17 protein-coding genes and 1 pseudogene are annotated in these 18,293 nt (G+C 65.0%); 5 read left to right on the top strand and 13 right to left on the bottom strand.

Annotated features, from left to right (window positions below):
• Positions 1-798 precede the first annotated feature (798 nt).
• Positions 799-2,148: a hypothetical protein gene (locus tag PQR02_RS05290; RefSeq protein WP_408226506.1), complete on the top strand. Its 1,350-nt coding sequence runs from the start codon at positions 799-801 to the stop codon at positions 2,146-2,148.
• A gap of 670 nt (positions 2,149-2,818) precedes the next feature.
• Here the strand turns inward: PQR02_RS05290 and PQR02_RS05285 are convergent.
• Together PQR02_RS05285 and PQR02_RS05280 are read right to left on the bottom strand one after the other, a co-directional pair.
• Positions 2,819-3,859: a hypothetical protein gene (locus PQR02_RS05285; protein WP_408226503.1), complete on the bottom strand. Its 1,041-nt coding sequence runs from the start codon at positions 3,857-3,859 to the stop codon at positions 2,819-2,821.
• Between the two features lie 281 nt (positions 3,860-4,140).
• Positions 4,141-4,338, bottom strand: coding sequence for a lysozyme inhibitor LprI family protein (locus tag PQR02_RS05280; protein WP_408226500.1), 198 nt, complete (start codon positions 4,336-4,338; stop codon positions 4,141-4,143).
• Between the two features lie 77 nt (positions 4,339-4,415).
• Here PQR02_RS05280 and PQR02_RS05275 point away from each other — a divergent pair, with 77 nt between their 5' ends.
• Both PQR02_RS05275 and PQR02_RS05270 read left to right on the top strand, forming a co-directional pair.
• A complete protein-coding gene (locus tag PQR02_RS05275) occupies positions 4,416-4,604 on the top strand; it encodes a hypothetical protein (RefSeq protein WP_408226497.1) in 189 nt (62 codons plus the stop codon).
• A gap of 12 nt (positions 4,605-4,616) precedes the next feature.
• A pseudogene (locus PQR02_RS05270) lies at positions 4,617-4,796 on the top strand (DUF2917 domain-containing protein); the annotation flags it as partial.
• Between the two features lie 105 nt (positions 4,797-4,901).
• Here the strand turns inward: PQR02_RS05270 and PQR02_RS05265 are convergent.
• From PQR02_RS05265 to PQR02_RS05225, 9 genes are all read right to left on the bottom strand, one after another.
• Positions 4,902-5,480, bottom strand: a complete 579-nt coding sequence (locus PQR02_RS05265; RefSeq protein WP_408226494.1) for a hypothetical protein — start codon at positions 5,478-5,480, stop codon at positions 4,902-4,904.
• Between the two features lie 240 nt (positions 5,481-5,720).
• On the bottom strand, positions 5,721-6,923 hold the full coding sequence (gene pcaF / locus PQR02_RS05260) for a 3-oxoadipyl-CoA thiolase (protein ID WP_408226491.1): 1,203 nt from the start codon (positions 6,921-6,923) through the stop codon (positions 5,721-5,723).
• A gap of 471 nt (positions 6,924-7,394) precedes the next feature.
• Positions 7,395-8,375: a D-erythronate dehydrogenase gene (denD, locus tag PQR02_RS05255; RefSeq protein WP_408226488.1), complete on the bottom strand. Its 981-nt coding sequence runs from the start codon at positions 8,373-8,375 to the stop codon at positions 7,395-7,397.
• Positions 8,376-8,400: 25 nt separating this feature from the next.
• Positions 8,401-9,189, bottom strand: coding sequence for a 2-oxo-tetronate isomerase (gene otnI / locus PQR02_RS05250; RefSeq protein WP_408226485.1), 789 nt, complete (start codon positions 9,187-9,189; stop codon positions 8,401-8,403).
• A gap of 78 nt (positions 9,190-9,267) precedes the next feature.
• Complete coding sequence (locus PQR02_RS05245) at positions 9,268-10,602, bottom strand: MFS transporter (protein ID WP_408226482.1); 1,335 nt, start codon at positions 10,600-10,602, stop codon at positions 9,268-9,270.
• A gap of 67 nt (positions 10,603-10,669) precedes the next feature.
• Positions 10,670-11,332, bottom strand: coding sequence for a 3-oxo-tetronate 4-phosphate decarboxylase (gene otnC, locus PQR02_RS05240; RefSeq protein WP_408226479.1), 663 nt, complete (start codon positions 11,330-11,332; stop codon positions 10,670-10,672).
• A complete protein-coding gene (gene otnK / locus PQR02_RS05235) occupies positions 11,329-12,639 on the bottom strand; it encodes a 3-oxo-tetronate kinase (RefSeq protein ID WP_408226476.1) in 1,311 nt (436 codons plus the stop codon). The genes otnC and otnK overlap by 4 nt, the downstream gene beginning before the upstream one ends.
• Before the next feature lie 14 nt (positions 12,640-12,653).
• A complete protein-coding gene (ltnD, locus tag PQR02_RS05230; protein ID WP_408226473.1) occupies positions 12,654-13,544 on the bottom strand; it encodes an L-threonate dehydrogenase in 891 nt (296 codons plus the stop codon).
• Between the two features lie 84 nt (positions 13,545-13,628).
• Entirely contained in the window at positions 13,629-14,333 is a 705-nt protein-coding gene (locus PQR02_RS05225) for a FadR/GntR family transcriptional regulator (protein WP_408226470.1), read from the bottom strand.
• A 206-nt stretch (positions 14,334-14,539) separates the two neighbouring features.
• On the opposite strand from PQR02_RS05225, the gene PQR02_RS05220 reads away from it, so the two are divergent.
• On the top strand, positions 14,540-15,364 hold the full coding sequence (locus PQR02_RS05220) for an IclR family transcriptional regulator (protein ID WP_408226467.1): 825 nt from the start codon (positions 14,540-14,542) through the stop codon (positions 15,362-15,364).
• A 123-nt stretch (positions 15,365-15,487) separates the two neighbouring features.
• On the opposite strand, the gene PQR02_RS05215 is transcribed toward PQR02_RS05220, so the two are convergent.
• Entirely contained in the window at positions 15,488-16,690 is a 1,203-nt protein-coding gene (locus PQR02_RS05215; RefSeq protein ID WP_408226464.1) for a M20 aminoacylase family protein, read from the bottom strand.
• 132 nt (positions 16,691-16,822) lie between these two features.
• Between PQR02_RS05215 and PQR02_RS05210 the strand changes: the two genes are divergently transcribed.
• Positions 16,823-17,731 (top strand): LysR family transcriptional regulator, encoded by a 909-nt coding sequence (locus PQR02_RS05210; protein ID WP_408226461.1) that lies wholly within the window; start codon positions 16,823-16,825, stop codon positions 17,729-17,731.
• 6 nt (positions 17,732-17,737) lie between these two features.
• Here the strand turns inward: PQR02_RS05210 and phnN are convergent, their stop codons facing one another.
• Complete coding sequence (phnN, locus tag PQR02_RS05205; RefSeq protein ID WP_408226458.1) at positions 17,738-18,292, bottom strand: phosphonate metabolism protein/1,5-bisphosphokinase (PRPP-forming) PhnN; 555 nt, start codon at positions 18,290-18,292, stop codon at positions 17,738-17,740.
• Between the last annotated feature and the right edge of the window lies 1 nt (position 18,293).

Here is an 18,293-nt window from a genome sequence, read left to right as displayed (position 1 = left end):
ATTACGACCTGCTTCAAGGGCCAGTTACGTTTTGTATCAATTCGGCGCTCATCTCTTGCGCATTTACTGGAGCATTAATCGAAGGACTTAGCACTGAATGGCAAGCCGATCCGAGAGCCACCGGACGTGTCGCCTCCAAAGTCTCGATGCGTGGATATCGGATCGAGTGCCGTGACAAGGAAAGCAAAAACCCCGGTTGATCGTGCTCACCAGAGGCATCGACCACTTCATCGTCCACCACGGGAAGGCATGCCGCCTAAAATGGGGGTCGAAGAACGCGCCGTCTGGTCCAACATTGCGCATCTTGCCCCGATAAAGTACGATTTGGCGCCATCACCGGAGAGATTGGAAAATTCTTTGCTTTCTGGGCACTATGTACGCGTTAACCCTTTAGGTCATACGCAATCGCGGTTATTATTTACCCGCATCAAGACCGCATAGAGGATTTACCGATGCGGTCCCACGCTGCGGCCCACCGCGTCACTTGATGCGAAAACGCTCCACGGCATGAGGTTTACAGCCAGGTCCTTCTGTCGCCTCAGGCGTCGTCATGACCTGCGCCCTAATGTGCCCGACAAAGTTGGCGCCGCTTGCTCATGAGCCAATAAGGCTCGTCGCACCTGCTTGCCTCCAGTGAAATCGAGCCTTCGAATTTGGTCAAGATTAGTAACTTTCATGTAGTTAGGTAAGCTAATTAAATCAAAGATTTAGTGTTTCTGGATTCGATCATTCACAGATCGAGGATGCAGGCTTTTTATCTTTTTCTCGAGATCTTCTCGACACCGGAATCTATTCGTGATGATGAAACGACGTCAATTCCTTGGATGCCTGACGGCTTTGGGAGGCAGTCATATTTTGAGCGCTTGCGGGGGTAGCTCGCAGGACGGCAACACAAACACAGCAAGCGCGACCGCGGCCAAGGCCACGTCCACGGCGAAAGTCACGGCGCCGGTGCCATCTACTTCGGCCAATGGCACCACGTTACCTGGCGCTGGTTCCATCACGGATAGCACAGGCGCTGTCTGGACGCTGACCAACGGTGTTGTCTACAGGAATGGCTCGACAGTCGGTGACACGTATAACGTTTCTCTCGTGCTTTGGTACGGCGGCAAGATCTGGGTCTCCGGCACGAACGGCCAGTTTTACGTGAACGTAGACGTACGAAACGTCGCGGGTCAATGGCTGCCTTGTACTGATCCGCGTAATGCCGCAGCCGCAACTGCCGGCAACTTCTATGGCGTGAACGGGCATTGGGACTATACGTACACGCCTGCGCAGCTCGTTTCGATTCTGAAGGGAATGGGATGCACCACCTATCGCGTCGGCTGCACGGGCGACGCGAATCAGATCAGCACTGTCGTCAAAATCGCGCAAGCCTTCCAGTCCGCCGGACTGACGCTTTTCGTACTGATCGAACAAGGCGTCTACGATAGCAGCGGCAATGTTTACGGGAACGAAACCGCAGCCTACTCCGCGAGCTTCTCGATTGCTCAGTCGATTGCTAGGGCGTTGTCACCGTATGGCGTCACGATGTACGAGTGCGGTAACGAATTGACCCGCCAGAACGCGACCGTGATGAACTTCTCCTACGCAGGCGCGCTGGCCATGGATTTCAACAACACGAACTGGCCGGTCATGCGCGGTGCGATGCGCGGCATGATGGACGGTGTGAAATCGGTTCAGTCGTCTGCGAAGTGCGCGATCAACTTCTCCGTGGCCGACATTGGCGCGGCTGACGCCTTGTGGGAAGGGATGCAACCGGACGGCACCAGCGGCCATCAACCGCTGCGCTGGGACATCACGACGTGGCACAACTACGACGCCTACGGCGACATCTTCGATATCGGCACCGATGGCAATGGTCCCGGCTTCGACCTGCCGACCTATTGCAAGGCTCGATATGGCGCGCCGTTCATGATCACGGAATGGAACACGGGTCCGGATCAGACCGAGGCCTTCCGCGCCAATTACGTCACCACGCAACTCGGCGAGTTCTATCAGGCCCGCAAGACGCACAACATTCAGTCCGTGATGTACTACGTTCTGGATAGCGGCAACGACACTTACGGCATCATGATCAACGGCTCCCCGATCAATCCGACGTATAGCGCGTTCACGAGCTTCACGTCGAGCAATCCGGATAACTGAACGCCCCAGTAGTCTACCGATCCGGCTCGCCTGCCGCTCGGTGGCAAGGCGGCCGGCGTCGATGCTTTTGACGACGGCGCCACGATGTCAAGCAGCGGACCTGCTTCGGGCGTGATCTCACGAAGGGGGCGCGCGGCTTATTATTCAGTCCGTCGAGGTTGGAGTAATTGAAGCGATCGACAATGTGGCGCCCGCGCTTGTCTATTCCTGGCGAGCGCTTTTCCTGAAGTTGAACGACAAAGCGGCCGTGCACAAGCTCCATTGGAGAGCCTGCACGGACTGCCCTGCATGTCTTCTCTACAAGCGCGTGATGACGCGAGAGTTGGTGCGTCCTCGCGCTTGGTGTCAGCCGCAGTGCGGCAAGTTTCGGCCGTTCGACGTCGATGCGTAGTTCGACGACAATCAAGCGTCCTTAGCCGATCCTGGTGCACGAATAACCCGACGACCGATTGCAGCGGTGGCGAGACATTGGCCAATGCTACCAGGAGCAAGGCGCGCCAATGAAGAATCCGCTCATCGCAGTGGCCCCACTCAATGCAATGATGAGCACCGCCGGCACATCTGCTTTACAAAGAACGCGCAGTGGCGCTACGCGAGCGGCGCGCCGCGTCGCTCGCGTAGCTGCCCTGCGATTCGAACACCGCTCGACGGACTCGCATGGCCGCACCCATCATGCCCAGTGCGCGGGCACCCAGACACGCCCGACCCAGTGGCCGGGCACCCACACGAGCGCGCGCGGCGCCGGCGCCACATATACGACGCGAGGTGCGACGTACACAGCTTGCGGTGCGGGCGGCGGTGCATAGACTACCGGCGGCGTGACCACAACCGGCTTCGGCGGAACATAGGCGACTGGCGGCGCTACCACAACCGGCGGCGGAACATACGCGACCGGCTGCGTCACCACAACTGGCGGCGGTGCAACATAAGCAACCGGCGGCGCCACGACCACCGGCTTCGGCGCCACGACAACCGTCGTATCACCGGTCGCGACGACACCGCTCGTCCCCACCGTCCCGCTCGTCGTCACCGTGTTGCTGTGGGTGCCGGTCACGCTGGTCGAAGTCGTGACGACGCCCGGCGCGACACGCGTAGCCGTGCCGGCGTGATTGACACTCCCGCCATCCGGGCCCGTCACCGTGCCCGAGCGTGCGCAGGTCGAGCCGGCGCAACTGGTCGAAGCGGAATGATCGACCGTGTTGCCGTTCGAGCCCGTGATCGACCCCGACGACGAATACTGGCCCGGCGCGGTCTTCGTCACATCGCCGGAGGTGGTGGCCGTCTTGCCGTCGGGCCCGGTCAGCGTGCCGGTGTGCGAGCAGTTGCCGCCGGCGCAACTGGTGTCGCCCGCGTGCTGCACGGAGTTGCCGTAGCGACCGGTCGCGGTGCCCGAATTCGAGAACTGGCCCGGCGCATTGCGCGTCACCGTGCCGGCGTTGCTCGCAAAGCCGCCATACGGGCCGGCGACGCCGCCCGCATGCGAACAGCTGCTGCCGCCGCACGAGCCGTACCGCGCGCCGTTGTAAGTGCCGTGCGACGTGTACGCCGTGCCATGCTGAGTCCACGCGAACGCCGAGGCGCTGCCGAGCGCGAGCACGGCGACGGTTGCGCTGAGAACGAGCTTGCGCAGCGCGCCGCGCGTCGATGAAAGAGTTGCCGATGACGCAACCCAGGCGGCGCTGGCCGGGGCGATGAACGAACGATGTTTCACGGTATGTCCTTGCTGGGTTCGGGCCACTCGTGTCACTGCTGCGTGGCGACAAACGGACTATAGAAGGACGTACCGGTTAAATCAGCAACGAAGATATGTCACCTTGTTTCGTGCCGGCAGAGGTCCGCCGTACAAGGGTTTGCGGGCGATTTTCGGCGGCCGTGACATATCTCGACATAGATTGTCGAGGGCAGCAACGGTGCCCCGCACCGGACGCCTTACGTGCTCCACGCATGGCCGCATGCGCATGCAAACGGAGACACGAGCGCAAGCGCAGTTGCTCAGAACGGTCCGCGGCTCGCAAGGTGCGCGTATTCGGTCTTGAGCGTGGCGATGCGTCGCCGGTAGGCGGCGAGCAGGCACGACTCGTCGCGGCCGCAGGCTTGCCTCGACTTCAGCCACGCCTGCTGTGCGTCCTGCATGTCGCCACGCGTGCCCGTCGCGATCAGACCCGTTAGCATCTGAAAGCGCACGGCCATCTCGACATCCACGGTAACGGAAGGGGCCTTTTGTTTTGTGGGCGCCTCCGTCCGCCGGCTCGATGACGGAGAGCAAGATGGATCAGGCAAGCCCGCAGTGCATGGATGACGACTCAAGCCAGGCTCGGTATCAGCAGGACGAGCCGCTGCCGAAAGTAGTGCTGCATTTCCCCGTGATGCAAGGCGCGACGCTAACCTGGCGTGTCGAAGCCGACAGTACGCTGGCGGTTCAGGGCGCGCGCGTCTGGCTCACACGCGTCAGTTGACCTTAGGATCACTGGCTCGCGCCCGGCGCAGAGTTCCGGCTGCAACGCGGCGAGCGCGTATGGATCAGCACCGACGGCGAACAGGGCGCGCGCGTGTCGTTGAGCAGCGCACTGCCAGCGCGGCGCGGGATGATCGGACGCTGGCTGGGACCGCTCGCATGGCTGAGCATTGGGGCGCCCATCACGCGTTAGCGCAGCGAGCGATCTAGCGTGTTCGTTGCAGGCATCGGAAACGAGAGCCGGCACCCTGCAATCAGGGGTGCTCCGGATTCGTAATTCGGACTCCGATCGACTCGCTCACTGCCCCGCAGGCGTGATCTGCACCGCCGCTGCCGACACGAACACCGCATGAATCGTATCGCCCACCTTGACGTCCTTCAGATCGACATCAGGACCGGCTTCGAGCGTTTGCGTCTGATAAGCGCCGCGCAACGTGACGAGCCGCTTCTTGTGATCGATCTTCTCCACGGTGGCAAGCACTTCAGTCTGGCGCGTCGACTCGAAGCCGCCTGAGGCGGGCGTATACACCTGCTTGTCGACACGCTTGCGAATCCCATTGTCCGCGCCGCTCACCTTCTCGGCTTTCGTGAGCAGCGCGTTCTTGTAGAGCACGTCAACCCGGTCGCCCACTTTCAGCAGATCGAACCCGTCGACCTGTTGCCCCACCAGCACGACCACCGTGTTGCCGCCCGCTCCCTTCAGCATGAGCGCGCGGGCGCCCGCATCGATTCCGGTGATCTCCGCCTTCATGTGCACCGGCTGCACGGCGCTGAGCATGCCCTGCGCGGTACTCGCCATCTCGTCTTGCGCCCACCCCGGCTGAACTGCGGCCAGCGCCGCGACCATCGCCACGGCATGCATCGTCGGTGCCATCATTTGCGCTCTCCTTGAGAAAGTGTTCGACGCCAGCCATGCTGGCCTCGACAGGACAACCTTCTTCAAACGTATCGCGCGAACGATTCTACGCGCCCGACGGCACGCAGCGACTCCACTCCAGCGACCCCTATGCGGCAACCACGCGGCACCAAACGAAACAGCCCCATCGCACGAGCGCCGGGGCTGTTCAAGAGGCATGGCAAAACGGAAGCGCCGGCGACGGCGCCTCACGCTAAACCATCACACGCGCTCGATGGCGATCGCGATGCCCTGGCCGACGCCGATACACATCGTGCACAACGCAAAACGGCCTTGCGTGCGATGCAGTTGATACATCGCGGTCGTCACCAGACGCGCACCGCTCATACCGAGCGGATGGCCCAGCGCGATCGCGCCGCCGTTCGGATTCACGCGAGCGTCGTCGTCGGCGACGCCGAGCGCGCGCAGCACCGCGATACCTTGCGAAGCGAACGCCTCGTTCAGCTCGATCACGTCGAACTGGTCGATGGTCATGTTCAGGCGCGCCAGCAGCTTTTGCGTGGCGGGCGCCGGGCCGATGCCCATCACGCGCGGCGCGACGCCGGCCGTGGCGATGCCCAGCACGCGCGCGCGCGGCGTGAGGCCGAAGCGCTTCGCGGTGTCTTCATTGGCGAGCAGGAGAGCCGCCGCGCCGTCGTTTACGCCCGACGCGTTGCCCGCCGTCACCGTGCCGTCCGGACGCACCACGCCCTTGAGCTTGGCGAGCGTTTCGAGGCTGGTCTCACGCGGATGCTCGTCTTGCGACACCGTGATCGGATCGCCCTTCTTCTGCGCGATCGTCACGCCGACGATTTCCTGCGCCAGCGTGCCGTCGCGTTGCGCGCGAGCCGCCTTCTGCTGGCTGCGCAGCGCGAACGCGTCCTGGTCGGCGCGGCTGATGTTGTAGTCCGTCGCGACGTTTTCGCCGGTCTCGGGCATCGAGTCGACGCCGTACAGCTTTTTCATCAGCGGGTTGACGAAGCGCCAGCCGATCGTTGTGTCGTAAATGTCGGCCTGGCGCGAAAACGCGCTGGTTGCCTTGCTCATCACGAACGGCGCGCGGCTCATGCTTTCGACGCCGCCCGCCACCATCAGCGCGGCCTCGCCCGACTTGATGGCGCGCGCGGCGATGCCGACCGCGTCCATGCCCGAGCCGCACAGACGGTTCACCGTCGAGCCCGGCACGCCTTGCGGCAGACCCGCGAGCAGCAGCGACATGCGCGCGACATTGCGGTTGTCTTCACCGGCCTGGTTCGCGCAGCCGTAGATCACATCGTCGATCGCGTCCCAGTCGACGCTCTTGTTGCGCTCCATCAGCGCCTTGAGCGGCACCGCGCCCAAATCGTCGGCGCGCACCGACGACAGCGAACCCGCATAGCGGCCAATGGGGGTGCGAATCGCGTCGCACAGGAATGCTTCGGTCATGTGATGTCTCCAGTTGATGTGCTGCGTGCGCTGCGCCGTGGCCGGCTCGCCGCTCTGGCGCCGGCGCGGGACGCGATGCGCAAAAGCATCGGCCCGGCGGGCGAGGGGAAAGCGACGGCACGGCAGCCCTCACGTCAGAGCAGCTTAGCGCAGGATCGGGAACGACGACCTCGAAATCGTCATTTGTTCTATACACGAACATAAGGTCATATATCGAACAACCAGGCTCGATGATAGGCGCGTGCGCGAAACCATGTCAAGCGCGGCCCGGCCTGCACCAGGGAATACGTGCGGGCCGTGGGGGTGGTGCAAACCGTCGGACGAATCGGAAGCCCGCGCTGCGGCGAGCGGGCGGCCCGGGGGCGGCGGACCGTGTGAGTGCCGCCGCGCCGGGGTGCCGACGTGGCGACGTGCCGGGCCGCCGGCAAGCCCTCGTCGGGACACCGGCACCAGCGTTGCCCCGGTAGCGCGTCAGCGAATCTCGATCCCCTCATCCGCGATATACGCGCGAATCACATCCGCGAAACTCCGCTCGCCGCTCAGACCCAGCTTTTCGGCGCGCGACGTGTCCCAGCGCCCCGGCCAGCTGCCGACGATCTTCTCCACGCGCGCATCCGGCTCGCGCACGATCCGCTTCGCGACTTCGTCGCCGGCGACTTCGCGCAGCGCGGCGATCATCTCGTCGACACTCACCGAAATCCCCGGCAGGTTCACCACGCGCTGATTGCCGAGCGCGGCCGCGTCGAGTTCGAGCCCGGCGATCAGGCTCTCGATCGCCTGGCGCGGCGACAGCAGCCACAAGCGCGTCGAACCCGCCACCGGACACACCGCCGTTTCGCCGTTCAGCGGCTCGCGGATGATGCCGCTCGCGAACGACGACGCCGCCGCATTCGGCCGGCCCGGCCGCACGCTGATGGTCGGCAGGCGGACCACGCGGCCGTCGACGAACCCGCGCCGCGCGTAGTCGTTGAGCAGCAACTCCGCGATCGCCTTCTGCGCGCCATACGACGACTGCGGATTCAACGCTGTATCGTTCTGCACGACCTCGGGCAGCTCGCCGCCGTAGACCGCAACCGAACTCGTGAACAGCACGCGCGGCCGATGCCCGCGCTGCCGGCACACTTCCAGCAGGAGGCGCGACGCATCCAGATTGATGCGCATGCCGAGATCGAAATCCGCTTCGGCCTGGCCGCTGACGATCGCCGCCAGATGGAAGATCGCCGCGGTCTGGTCGTCGATCGCGCGCTCCAGCACGCTGCGCTCGGCGATGTCGCCCACCTCCGTGCGCACGCGGCTGTCGCCGAAGTCGCCGGCGCGCACCACGTCGAGCAGCACCAGTTCGGTAATCGCTTGCGGCGCGCCTTGCGGGTCCTTCACGGAGCCGCGCGCGAGCAGCTCACGTGCGAGGCGCTGGCCGAGAAATCCCGCGCCGCCGGTAATCAGTACTTTCATGTTGGGTGTCCGTCGTAGTGAGGTGTTAGCGCTTCGCGTCCAGATACGGCTTGAGCCAGCCGAGGCCAGCCGAAGTGGCCGCGCGCGGCCGGTACTCGCAACCGATATAGCCGTCGTAGCCGAGCGAGTCGATCAGTTCCAGCAGATACGGGTAGTTCAATTCGCCGATGTCGGGCTCGTGCCGCTCCGGCACGCCCGCAATCTGGATGTGGCCGATGCCGGCCATATCGCGTTTCAGTTTCACCGCGAGATCGCCCTCGACGATCTGGCAGTGATAGCAGTCGAACTGCACCTTGAGATTCGGCGCGCCGACTTCCGCGCAGATCGCCTGCGCGTCGTCCTGACGGTTCAGGAAGAAGCCCGGCATGTCGCGCGTGTTGATCGGCTCGATCAGCACCATGATGTTCTCGGCCTGCGCGGCCTGCGCCGCATGCGCGAGATTCTTCAGATACACGTCGCGATGTTTCGGGCGCGGCTGATCCGCGCCGATCAGCCCGGCCATCACGTGCACCTTGCGATTGCCGAGCACGCGCGCGTATTCGAGCGCGATCTCGAAGCCGCGGCGGAACTCGTCCTCGCGGCCCGGCAGCGAAGCGATGCCGCGCTCGCCGCCGGCCCAGTCGCCGGGCGGCGCATTGAAAAGCGCCTGCGTCAGACCGTGCGCGTCGAGCCGCGCCTTCAACTCGCCCGCGCGGAAATCGTACGGAAACAGATATTCGACCGCTTCGAAGCCGTCTTTCGCCGCAGCGGCGAAACGGTCGAGGAAAGCGTGCTCGTTGTACATCATCGTCAGGTTGGCGGCGAAACGCGGCATGGCGGCAACTCCTTGAAAATGGTGTGATCCGGCGCGCGGCGCGAACAATGAATGCGTGCGCCGCGCGTCGATGTCGATTTAGCGATTGACCAGCTTCGCCGGCGTGAGCCATGTGGCGATCGCGCCGATCACCAGCATGCCGGCCAGCACATACATGCCGGTCTGCGTGCTGTGCGTGAGGTCCTTCAGATAGCCGATCATGTACGGGCTCGCGAAGCCCGCGAGGTTGCCGATCGAATTGACGATCGCGATGCCGGCCGCCGCGCTCGCACCCGACATGAACGCGGTGGGCAGCGACCAGAAGAGCGGCGCGCAGGTCAGCACGCCGGCTGCGGCGAGCGACAGAAACGCGATCGACACCACCGTGTTATGCGCGAACGTCGCGGCCACCGTGAAGCCGATTGCGCCGAACAGCGCCGGCACGATCAGATGCCAGCGACGCTCGCGGCGCTTGTCGGCGCTATGCCCCATCACGTTCATCACGACGATCGCGCACAGAAACGGAATCGCGCTGAGCAGACCGATATTGAACGCGCCGCTCACGCCGGTCGATTTGACGAGCGTCGGCATCCAGAACGTCAGCCCGTATTGCCCGGTGACGAACGCGAAATAGATCAGCGACATCCACCACGTGCGCGGATCGCGGAACACCGCGCCGAGCGAATGCTTGTGGGTTTTTTCCTGCGGCTGCGCGGCGGCGATTTCATCGGCGAGCAGCTGCTTCTCGCGTTCGCTCAGCCATTTCGCACTGGCGATGCCGTTGTCGAGATACAGGATCGTCGCGATACCGATCGCGATCGCGGGAATCGCTTCGATCATGAACATCCATTGCCAGCCCGCGAAACCCGAGCTCTCATGGAACGCCTGCATGATCCAGCCGGACAGCGGGTTGCCGAAAATCCCCGACACCGGAATCGCCGACATGAACACCGCGATGATCTTCGCGCGCCGATGCGACGGAAACCAGTAGGTCAGGTACAGGATCACGCCCGGATAGAAACCGGCTTCGGCGAGACCCAGCAGGAAGCGCAGCAGATAGAACTGCATCGGCGTCTTCACGAACACGAACAGCGCCGACATCACTCCCCACGTGATCATGATCCGCGCGATCCAGATACGCGCGCCGAGCTTGTGCATCAGGATGTTGCTCGGCAACTCGAACAGGAAGTAGCCGATGAAGAACACACCGGCGCCCAGCCCGAACACCGTTTCGCTGAACGCGAGATCCTGCGACATCTGCAGCTTCGCGAAACCGACGTTCACGCGGTCCAGATACGCGACCACATAGCACAGCATCAGAAACGGCACGATGCGCCAGAACACCTTTTTGTAGGTGCGCTCAACTTCGGCAGCGCCGGGCTGTGCCGCGTGAGCGGCGACGGGACGGGTGGCTGCGGTCTGATACGAACTCATGCATTGTCTCCTTCCATGAATAGCCGGATGTGCGCCGGGGGGCGGCATGGCTTCGTTGTGTCGGGTTCTACCAGCGCGCGCCGAACACTGCGCGCAGTTCTTCGATGGCGGTTGCGTCGAGCGGCGCGGGTCGCGGATTCGTCATCAGCCACAAGCGCGCGGTCTCTTCGAGTTCTTCGAGCGCGTAAGAGGCCTGTGCGACGGAACGCTCCCACACCACCGGGCCTAGACGCTCCAGCAGCACCGCGCGCACGCGGTCGGCGAGCGCGGCGATCTGCGCGGCCACTTGCGGATCGCCGGGACGGCTGTAGCGAATCAGCGGCACGTGGCCCACTTTCATCACGTAGTACGGCGTGAGCGGCGGCAGCACGTCCGTCTCGCTCCACACACCGGCGAGCGTCAGCGCGACCAGATGCGTCGAATGCGTATGCACGATGCCGCGCGCTTCGCGGTTGCGCGCATAGATGCCGCGATGCAGCGCCAGCGTTTTCGACGGCTTGCCGCCCGACACCGCGTTGCCGTCGAAATCGACCTTGGCGATATCGGCCGGATCGAGGCGGCCGAGACAGGCGTCGGTGGGCGTGATCAGCCAACCGTCGTCCAGACGCGCACTGATGTTGCCGGCAGTGCCCACCGTATAGCCGCGCTGATGCAGACTCGCGCCATTCACGCAGATTTCCTCGCGCACGCGGGCCTCGTTGGTCGTGTGGAGTGCGGGCGTGGCGCTCATCGCGCGTCTCCCTCGAGATGACGCAAGGCCTTGTCGAAGAAATCGGTCGTGCCGAAGTTGCCCGACTTCAGCGCGAGCGCGAGCGGCTCGGCGCCGGTCGTCGCCGTGGCCGGCACGCCCGGATCGATCTGCGCGCCGATGCGCAGCGTGCGCACGTCGAGTGCCTGCACGACCGCGCCCGAGGTCTCGCCGCCCGCCACCACGAACTTGCGCACGCCGCGTTCGCGCAAGCCGCGCGCGATCGACGCCAGCGTGGTTTCGACCAGATGCCCCGCTTCGTTGACGCCGAGTTCGCGCTGCACCGCCTTGACCTCGTCGGGCGTGGCGGTCGCGTAGATCAGCACGGGCTCGGCGCGTTCGAGATGCGTCTGCGCGAAGGCCAGCGCCTCCTCGACGACGGCTTCGCCACGCGCGGCCGCAAGCGGATCGATGCGAAACGCCGGCCGGTTCGCGCGCCATGCCGCCACCTGCGCGTTGGTCGCTTTCGACGCGCTGCCGGCCAGCACCGCCGACAAGCCTTCGACGCGCGGCAACTGTGCGGCGTCGGCCTGTTCCGCGAGCAGACCCGCGCGCCGGAAGTTGGCCGGCAAGCCCAGCGCGACGCCGGAGCCGCCCGTGATCAGCGTGAGATCCGCGCAGGCTTCGCCGAGCACGTGGAGATCGGCGTCGGACACCGCGTCGGCGATCGCCATGCGCACGCCGCCGCCGCGCAACGCGTCGAACGACGCGCGCACGCTCGACACACCCTTGGCCACCGCGTCGTACCGAACGAGGCCGACTTTCGACCGCGTCTGACGTTGCAGCACGCGCACGAGGTTCGCATCACGCATCGGCGTGAGCGGATGGTTCTCCATCCCCGACTCGTTGAGCAGCACGTCGCCGACGAACAGATGGCCGCGAAAGATCGTGCGGCCGTTCTCCGGAAATGCCGGACAGGCGATCGTAAAAACACTGGCGTGGCGCTCGGCGGCCAGCGCGTCGAGCAATGCATCGGTCACCTGGCCGATGTTGCCCGCATCGGTCGAATCGAAAGTCGAGCAGTACTTGAAGAAGAATTGCCGGCAGCCTTGCGCGCGCAGCCAGTCGAGCGCGGCAAGCGATTGCGCGATGGCGTCGGCGGCGGGGATCGTGCGCGACTTCAGCGCGACCACCAGCGCGTCGGCCTCGAGCGTTTCGTTCGACTCCGGCACGCCGATGGTCTGCACCGTGCGCATGCCGCCGCGCACCAGCATGTTGGCGAGATCGGTCGCGCCGGTGAAGTCGTCGGCGATGCAGCCGAGCAGCGCGCGTTGCGTGTTAGCCGTCATGGCGTGCTCCTCGCTCACTTCGCCGCCGGCACATCGATGCCGGGGAAAATCTTGATCACCGCCGAATCGTCCTCGCCGCCGTGACCGGCCGTGGACGCCATCATGAACATCTGATGCGCGGCCGCCGACAACGGCAGCGGGAATTTCGAGCGGCGCGCGGTATCGAGCACGAGCCCGAGGTCCTTGACGAAAATATCGACCGCCGACAACGGCGTGTAGTCGCCGGCGAGAATATGGGGCACGCGGTTCTCGAACATCCACGAATTGCCGGCGCTGTGCGTGATCACGTCGTATAGCGCGTCGGGATCGACACCTTCGCGCAGACCGAGCGCCATCGCCTCGGCGGCCACCGCGATATGCACGCCGGCCAGCAACTGGTTGATGATCTTCACCTTCGAGCCCGCGCCATGCGCCAAGCCGAGGCGATACACCTTGCCGGCCATCGCGGCCAGCACGTCCTCGCAGGCGGCATAGGCCGCCGCCGGTCCGGACGTCATCATCGTCATCTCGCCGGAGGCCGCGCGCGCCGCGCCGCCCGAGACCGGCGCGTCGAGCATCTGCAAACCGGCCGCCTCGACCCGTTTGCCGAGCTGGATCGCGAAGTCCGGCGCGACCGTCGCGCTCGCGATCACCACGCCGCCCTGCTTCATCGCGGCGAGCGCGCCCTGCTCGCCGCACAGCACGGCTTCGGTTTGCGCGGCGTTCACGACCAGCGTGACGACCACGTCGCATTGCGCGCCGAGTTCCGCGGGCGTCGCGCATCCTATGCCGCCTTCGGCGACGAACGCCTGCAGCACCTCGCTGCGCAGATCGCACGCATGGACCCGAAAGCCCGCGCGCAACAACGAGCGCGCGACACCCAGGCCCATCGCGCCCAGACCGATGACACCGACATTTCTCGACATGCGTGACCTCTCAAGATTCGTTAAGCGTTATCGCGCCGGTTCACATCATCCGTTCACCGGACGCCACTCGCGCACCCGCCCGGCTCAGCAAATGCCCGCTTCCGCGAGCCGCCGCGCGGCGTTGTACATATGGGTTTGCGCCGCATTGCGCGCGGCCATCGGGTCGCCCGCGCGAATCGCGGCGGCGATGGCCGCGTGCTCTTCGCGCACCTGGCGCGAGAAGTCCTCTCGCAATGCTTCGTTGCGGCGCGTGACGACCGTGCCCGCTTCCAGGTACTGGTTCAGGAACGTGAGCGTTTTGAGGAAATACGGATTGCCGGTGGCCGCCGCGATCGCGCGATGGAACGCGACGTCTTCGGCGACGCCGTCCTCGCCTTCGGCCACCGCCTGTTCGATGCGCGCGAGCGCCACGTCGATCGACGCCATGTCGGCGTCGCTGCGGCGCATCGCGGCTTCCGACGCCACCTCGGCTTCGATCGCGCGGCGCAGCGCGAGAATCTGCACCACCGAGCCGGGCTCGACCGCCTCGGCGTAGTCGATGCGCAACGGCCGGATCGCGCCGTGCGCCGCGATGAACACGCCGCTGCCCTGGCGCGGCTCGACCACACCCTCGTTCTTCAGCCGCGAGATCGCCTCGCGGATCACCGTGCGGCTCACGCCGAACTGCTGCGCGAGCGCGGCTTCGGTCGGCAGCTTGCCGCCGCGCTCGAAGGTGCCTTTGTCGATCTGCTTGAGCAGCTGCTGCGCGACGGTGTCGCTCAACGCCCGCGCAGGAATCTTCTCGAACATCGATGCCTCGATTGACCATGTTGTCGGGTCATCATACAAATTTTGGATGCGTTCGGCATCCGCGCAAACCCTGGGAGCCGGGAACAATTTTGCGTGAAGTTGGCGAAACAGAAGGCTTAAGCTATCGTCACGCCTTTGCGCAGTAGCGCGTCGCGAGGAGCGGCGCGGCCGCCGGCGCACTTTCCCGAATGCATCTTTCAAGGCCCATGAGCAAAGCCCTGCCGCCGTCTTCCGCCGTTCCCGTCAGCGCCGAACCGGCCCCGGACAAGCCGGGCGACTCGTATGTGCAGTCCTTCGCACGGGGACTCGCGGTGATCCGCGCGTTCGACGCGACCCGCCCCGAACAGACGCTCACCGATGTCGCCGCGGCGACCGGTCTCACGCGCGCCGGCGCGCGCCGCATTCTGCTGACACTGCAAACGCTCGGCTACGTGGAAGCCGAGGGGCGGCTGTTCCGCCTCACGCCGAAGATTCTCGACCTGGGCTTCGCGTATCTGACCTCGATGCCGTTCTGGAATCTCGCCGAGCCGGTGATGGAGCAACTGTCGGCGCAGGTGCACGAGAGCTGCTCGGCGGCCGTGCTCGACCGCACCGAGATCGTCTATGTGCTGCGCGTGCCGACCCACAAGATCATGACCATCAACCTGTCGATCGGCAGCCGGCTGCCCGCGTATTGCACGTCGATGGGCCGCGTGCTGCTGGCCGCGCTCGACGACGAGACGCTCGACGCGACCCTCGGTTCGACGCCGCTCTACGCGCACACGCCGCGCACCGTCACCGACAAGGAAGAGCTGAAGAAGCTGATCGCGCAGGTGCGCCGCCAGGGTTGGGCAATCGTCGATCAGGAACTGGAAGGCGGGCTGATTTCGCTGTCCGCGCCGATCCGCAATCGCCAGGGGCGCGTGATCGCCGCGATGAACATCAGCGGCAACGCGCAGCGCAATTCGGCCAGGCAGATGGTGAAGGCGTTTCTGGAGCCGTTGCAGCAGGCGGCGCAGACGGTGTCGGAGATGGTGGCGCGGCGCGGGTGATCAAAGCGCGAGCGGGCGTCGCGGCCCGATCATGAAGCTTCGGCTGCGCGCCTTTTTTTCGTCGTCGTGTCGGCCAGCTGCGGCGCGCGGCTGGCGCTGCTCACTACCTGTTCATGTGCCTCGTCACTGCCCCAGATACCGCTCCACCAGCCGCGCCCAGAACGCCGCCCCGACCGGCAGGTTGCGATCGTTGAAATCGTAGTGCGGGTTGTGCACCATGCAGGCGTCCTCGCCCGCGCCGTTGCCGATCCGCAGGAACGTGCCCGGCCGCTTGTGCAGCATGAAGGCGAAATCTTCGCTGCCCATCAGGATGTCGGTCTGCGCGACCACCTTGTCGTCGCCGACCAGTTCGCGCGCCACCTGCACCGCGAAATCCGTTTCGGCCTCCGAATTGATGACCACCGGATAGCCTTCGATGTATTCGACCACCGCCTTGCCGCCATAGCTCGCGGCCTGGGTTTCCGCCAGCTCGGTAATGCGCTTCTTCAGCAGCGCGCGTACTGCGGGGCTGAATGACCGCACGCTCAGTTCGAGTTTCGCGCTGCTCGAAATCACATTGTTCGCGGTGCCCGCGTGCATCGAGCCGACCGTCACCACCGCCGGCTGCGACGGATCGACGTTGCGCGCGACGATCGTCTGCAAAGCCATCACGATGCTCGCCGCGACCACCACCGGATCGACTGTCAGATGCGGACGCGCCGCATGGCCGCCGACGCCCTCGATCGTGATGATCGCCTTGTCGCCCGCCGACATGAACGGCCCCTTGCGGAACAGCAGCACGCCGGGCTCCGCGCCGGGATGGTTGTGCACGCCGAACACGGCGTCGCACGGAAAGCGTTCGAACAGGCCGTCGTTGATCATTTTCAGCGCGCCGCTGTCAACGCCGCTTTCCTCGGCCGGCTGAAAGTACAGATGCACGGTGCCCGAGAAGTTGCGGGTGGCGGCCAGATGCTGCGCGGCGCCCAGCAACATCGTCGTGTGGCCGTCGTGGCCGCAGGCGTGCATCTTGCCGTGGCTGCCGCTCGCATACGGCAGACCCGTTTGCTCGACGATCGGCAGCGCGTCCATGTCCGCGCGAATGCCGATGCTGCGCGCACCGTCGCCAACCTTCAGCGTGCCCACCACACCCGTCTGGCCGACCCCGCGCGTGACCTGCCAGCCCCACTGTTCGAGCTTCTGCGCGACCAGCGCGCCGGTTTGCAGCTCCTCGTAGGCCAGTTCCGGATGGTGGTGAATGTGCTGGCGAATCTCGCGCAGCCCCGGCGCGGCGGGCTCCAGGTCGGACACTTCGGTAAAACGCGCAGTAAAACGGTCGGCTTCGCTCATCTCGGTTGCTCCGGGGATTCAGGCCGCGCGGCACGCGGCGAACAGCCCCGCACTATAGCCGCCCCATTTTGTTCGAATAAGATGCTATTTTTTTTACCCCGATCAACATCCTTTATATAGAGGATTACCCTCATGAAGCTGCAGCAGTTGCAGGCCTTCGTCGCAGCCGCGCATCACCGCAGCTTGCGGGCTGCCGCGCGCGAACTCGGCGTGACGCAGCCCGCCGTCACGCACACGATTCGCGAGCTGGAGAGCGCGCTGAACGCGGAGCTGATGGTGCGCAGCGTGCGCGGGATCGAATTGACGGCATGCGGACTCGCGCTGCTGCCGCGCGCCGAGCGGTTGCTGGGCGACATGCGGCGCACGGTCGAAGCCGTCGAGCAGGTGAAGGGGGAACTGGCCGGCAAGGTGAGCGTGGGCACGATGCCGTCGATCGCGCTCACCGCGCTGCCGCACGCGGTGTCGAACTTTCGCCGGAAAATGCCGCTGGTGAATCTGCACCTGGAAGAAGTGACGATTCCCGACGCGCTCGCGCGTTTGCGCAACGGCGCCCTCGACATCGCGGCGCTTCATCACGTGCAGGCGCTCGACAGCGATCTGGTGCAAGTGCCGCTCTACTCCACACAGTTCGTCGTCGCGATGCGCGCCGGGCATCCGCTCGCGAACGTCACGCGGCTGCACGAGCTGCTCGACGCGGAGTGGATCGCGACCGTCGGCGCCGATCACTTTCCGCACAGCGTGATGATGGCGATGTTCAACGCGCACGGCCTGCCGGTGCCGAAGCGCCTGGTGCGCGCGCCGTCGTCGTTCGCGGTGACGTTGGGGCTGGTCTCGCAGACCGACGTGATCGGCTGCTTTACGAGGCCGCTCGCGCAGATGGTCGCGCCGCTCGGCATCCGTGTCGCGCAGATCGAAGACGCGCTGCCGAATTACGATCTCAGCATTATCTCGCGGCGTGACCTGCTGCCGACTCCAGCCGTGCGGCAGTTCGTGTCGTGTTTGCAGCAGGCGACGCGCGAGCGGATGGCCTCGGCCGAATAGTTCGGCTTACTTAACGACGGCGCGTTCCAGCAGAAACGCGACCAGTGCCTGTCCGGCGTCTTCGAGGCGGCCGGAATTGTCGATGGTCGTGCAACGAACACTATCGGGCAAGGAAAACGGCGCACGCCGCGCGAGCCGCGCCGCGACCTGCTCCGCCGATTCACGCGCCCGCATGCCAAGACGCGCTGCGAGAATATGCGGCGCGGCGTCCACGTGCACGACTTCGGTCTGCGGATAACGCGCCAGTGTATGCCGCACATACTGCCGCGAACCGTTGACGACCACCGTGCAGCCGCTCGCCAGCCACGTGTCGAGTTCGATGCCGATGCCATAGCGCAGCGAATGGCTCGACCACTCCAGCGCGAACAACCCCAGCACCGAGCGGACCGCGAACTCCTCGACGCTCAATGCGACATGCGCTTCGCCGTGGCCGCTCGGCCGCGTGATGTAGCGATGCGCGAACAGAATCGGCTCGCCCATCAGACGCTTGCGCGCGAATTCCAGCAGCGAGTCCTTGCCCGCGCCGGACGGCCCCATCACATAGATCAAACGGCCTGCCATC

Source organism: Paraburkholderia sediminicola (genome assembly GCF_046026895.1).
GTDB classification, from domain to species: Bacteria; Pseudomonadota; Gammaproteobacteria; order Burkholderiales; family Burkholderiaceae; genus Paraburkholderia; species Paraburkholderia sediminicola_C.
The sequence above is the reverse complement of the archived record's forward strand: the minus strand, read 5'-3'. Positions and strand labels throughout refer to the sequence as shown.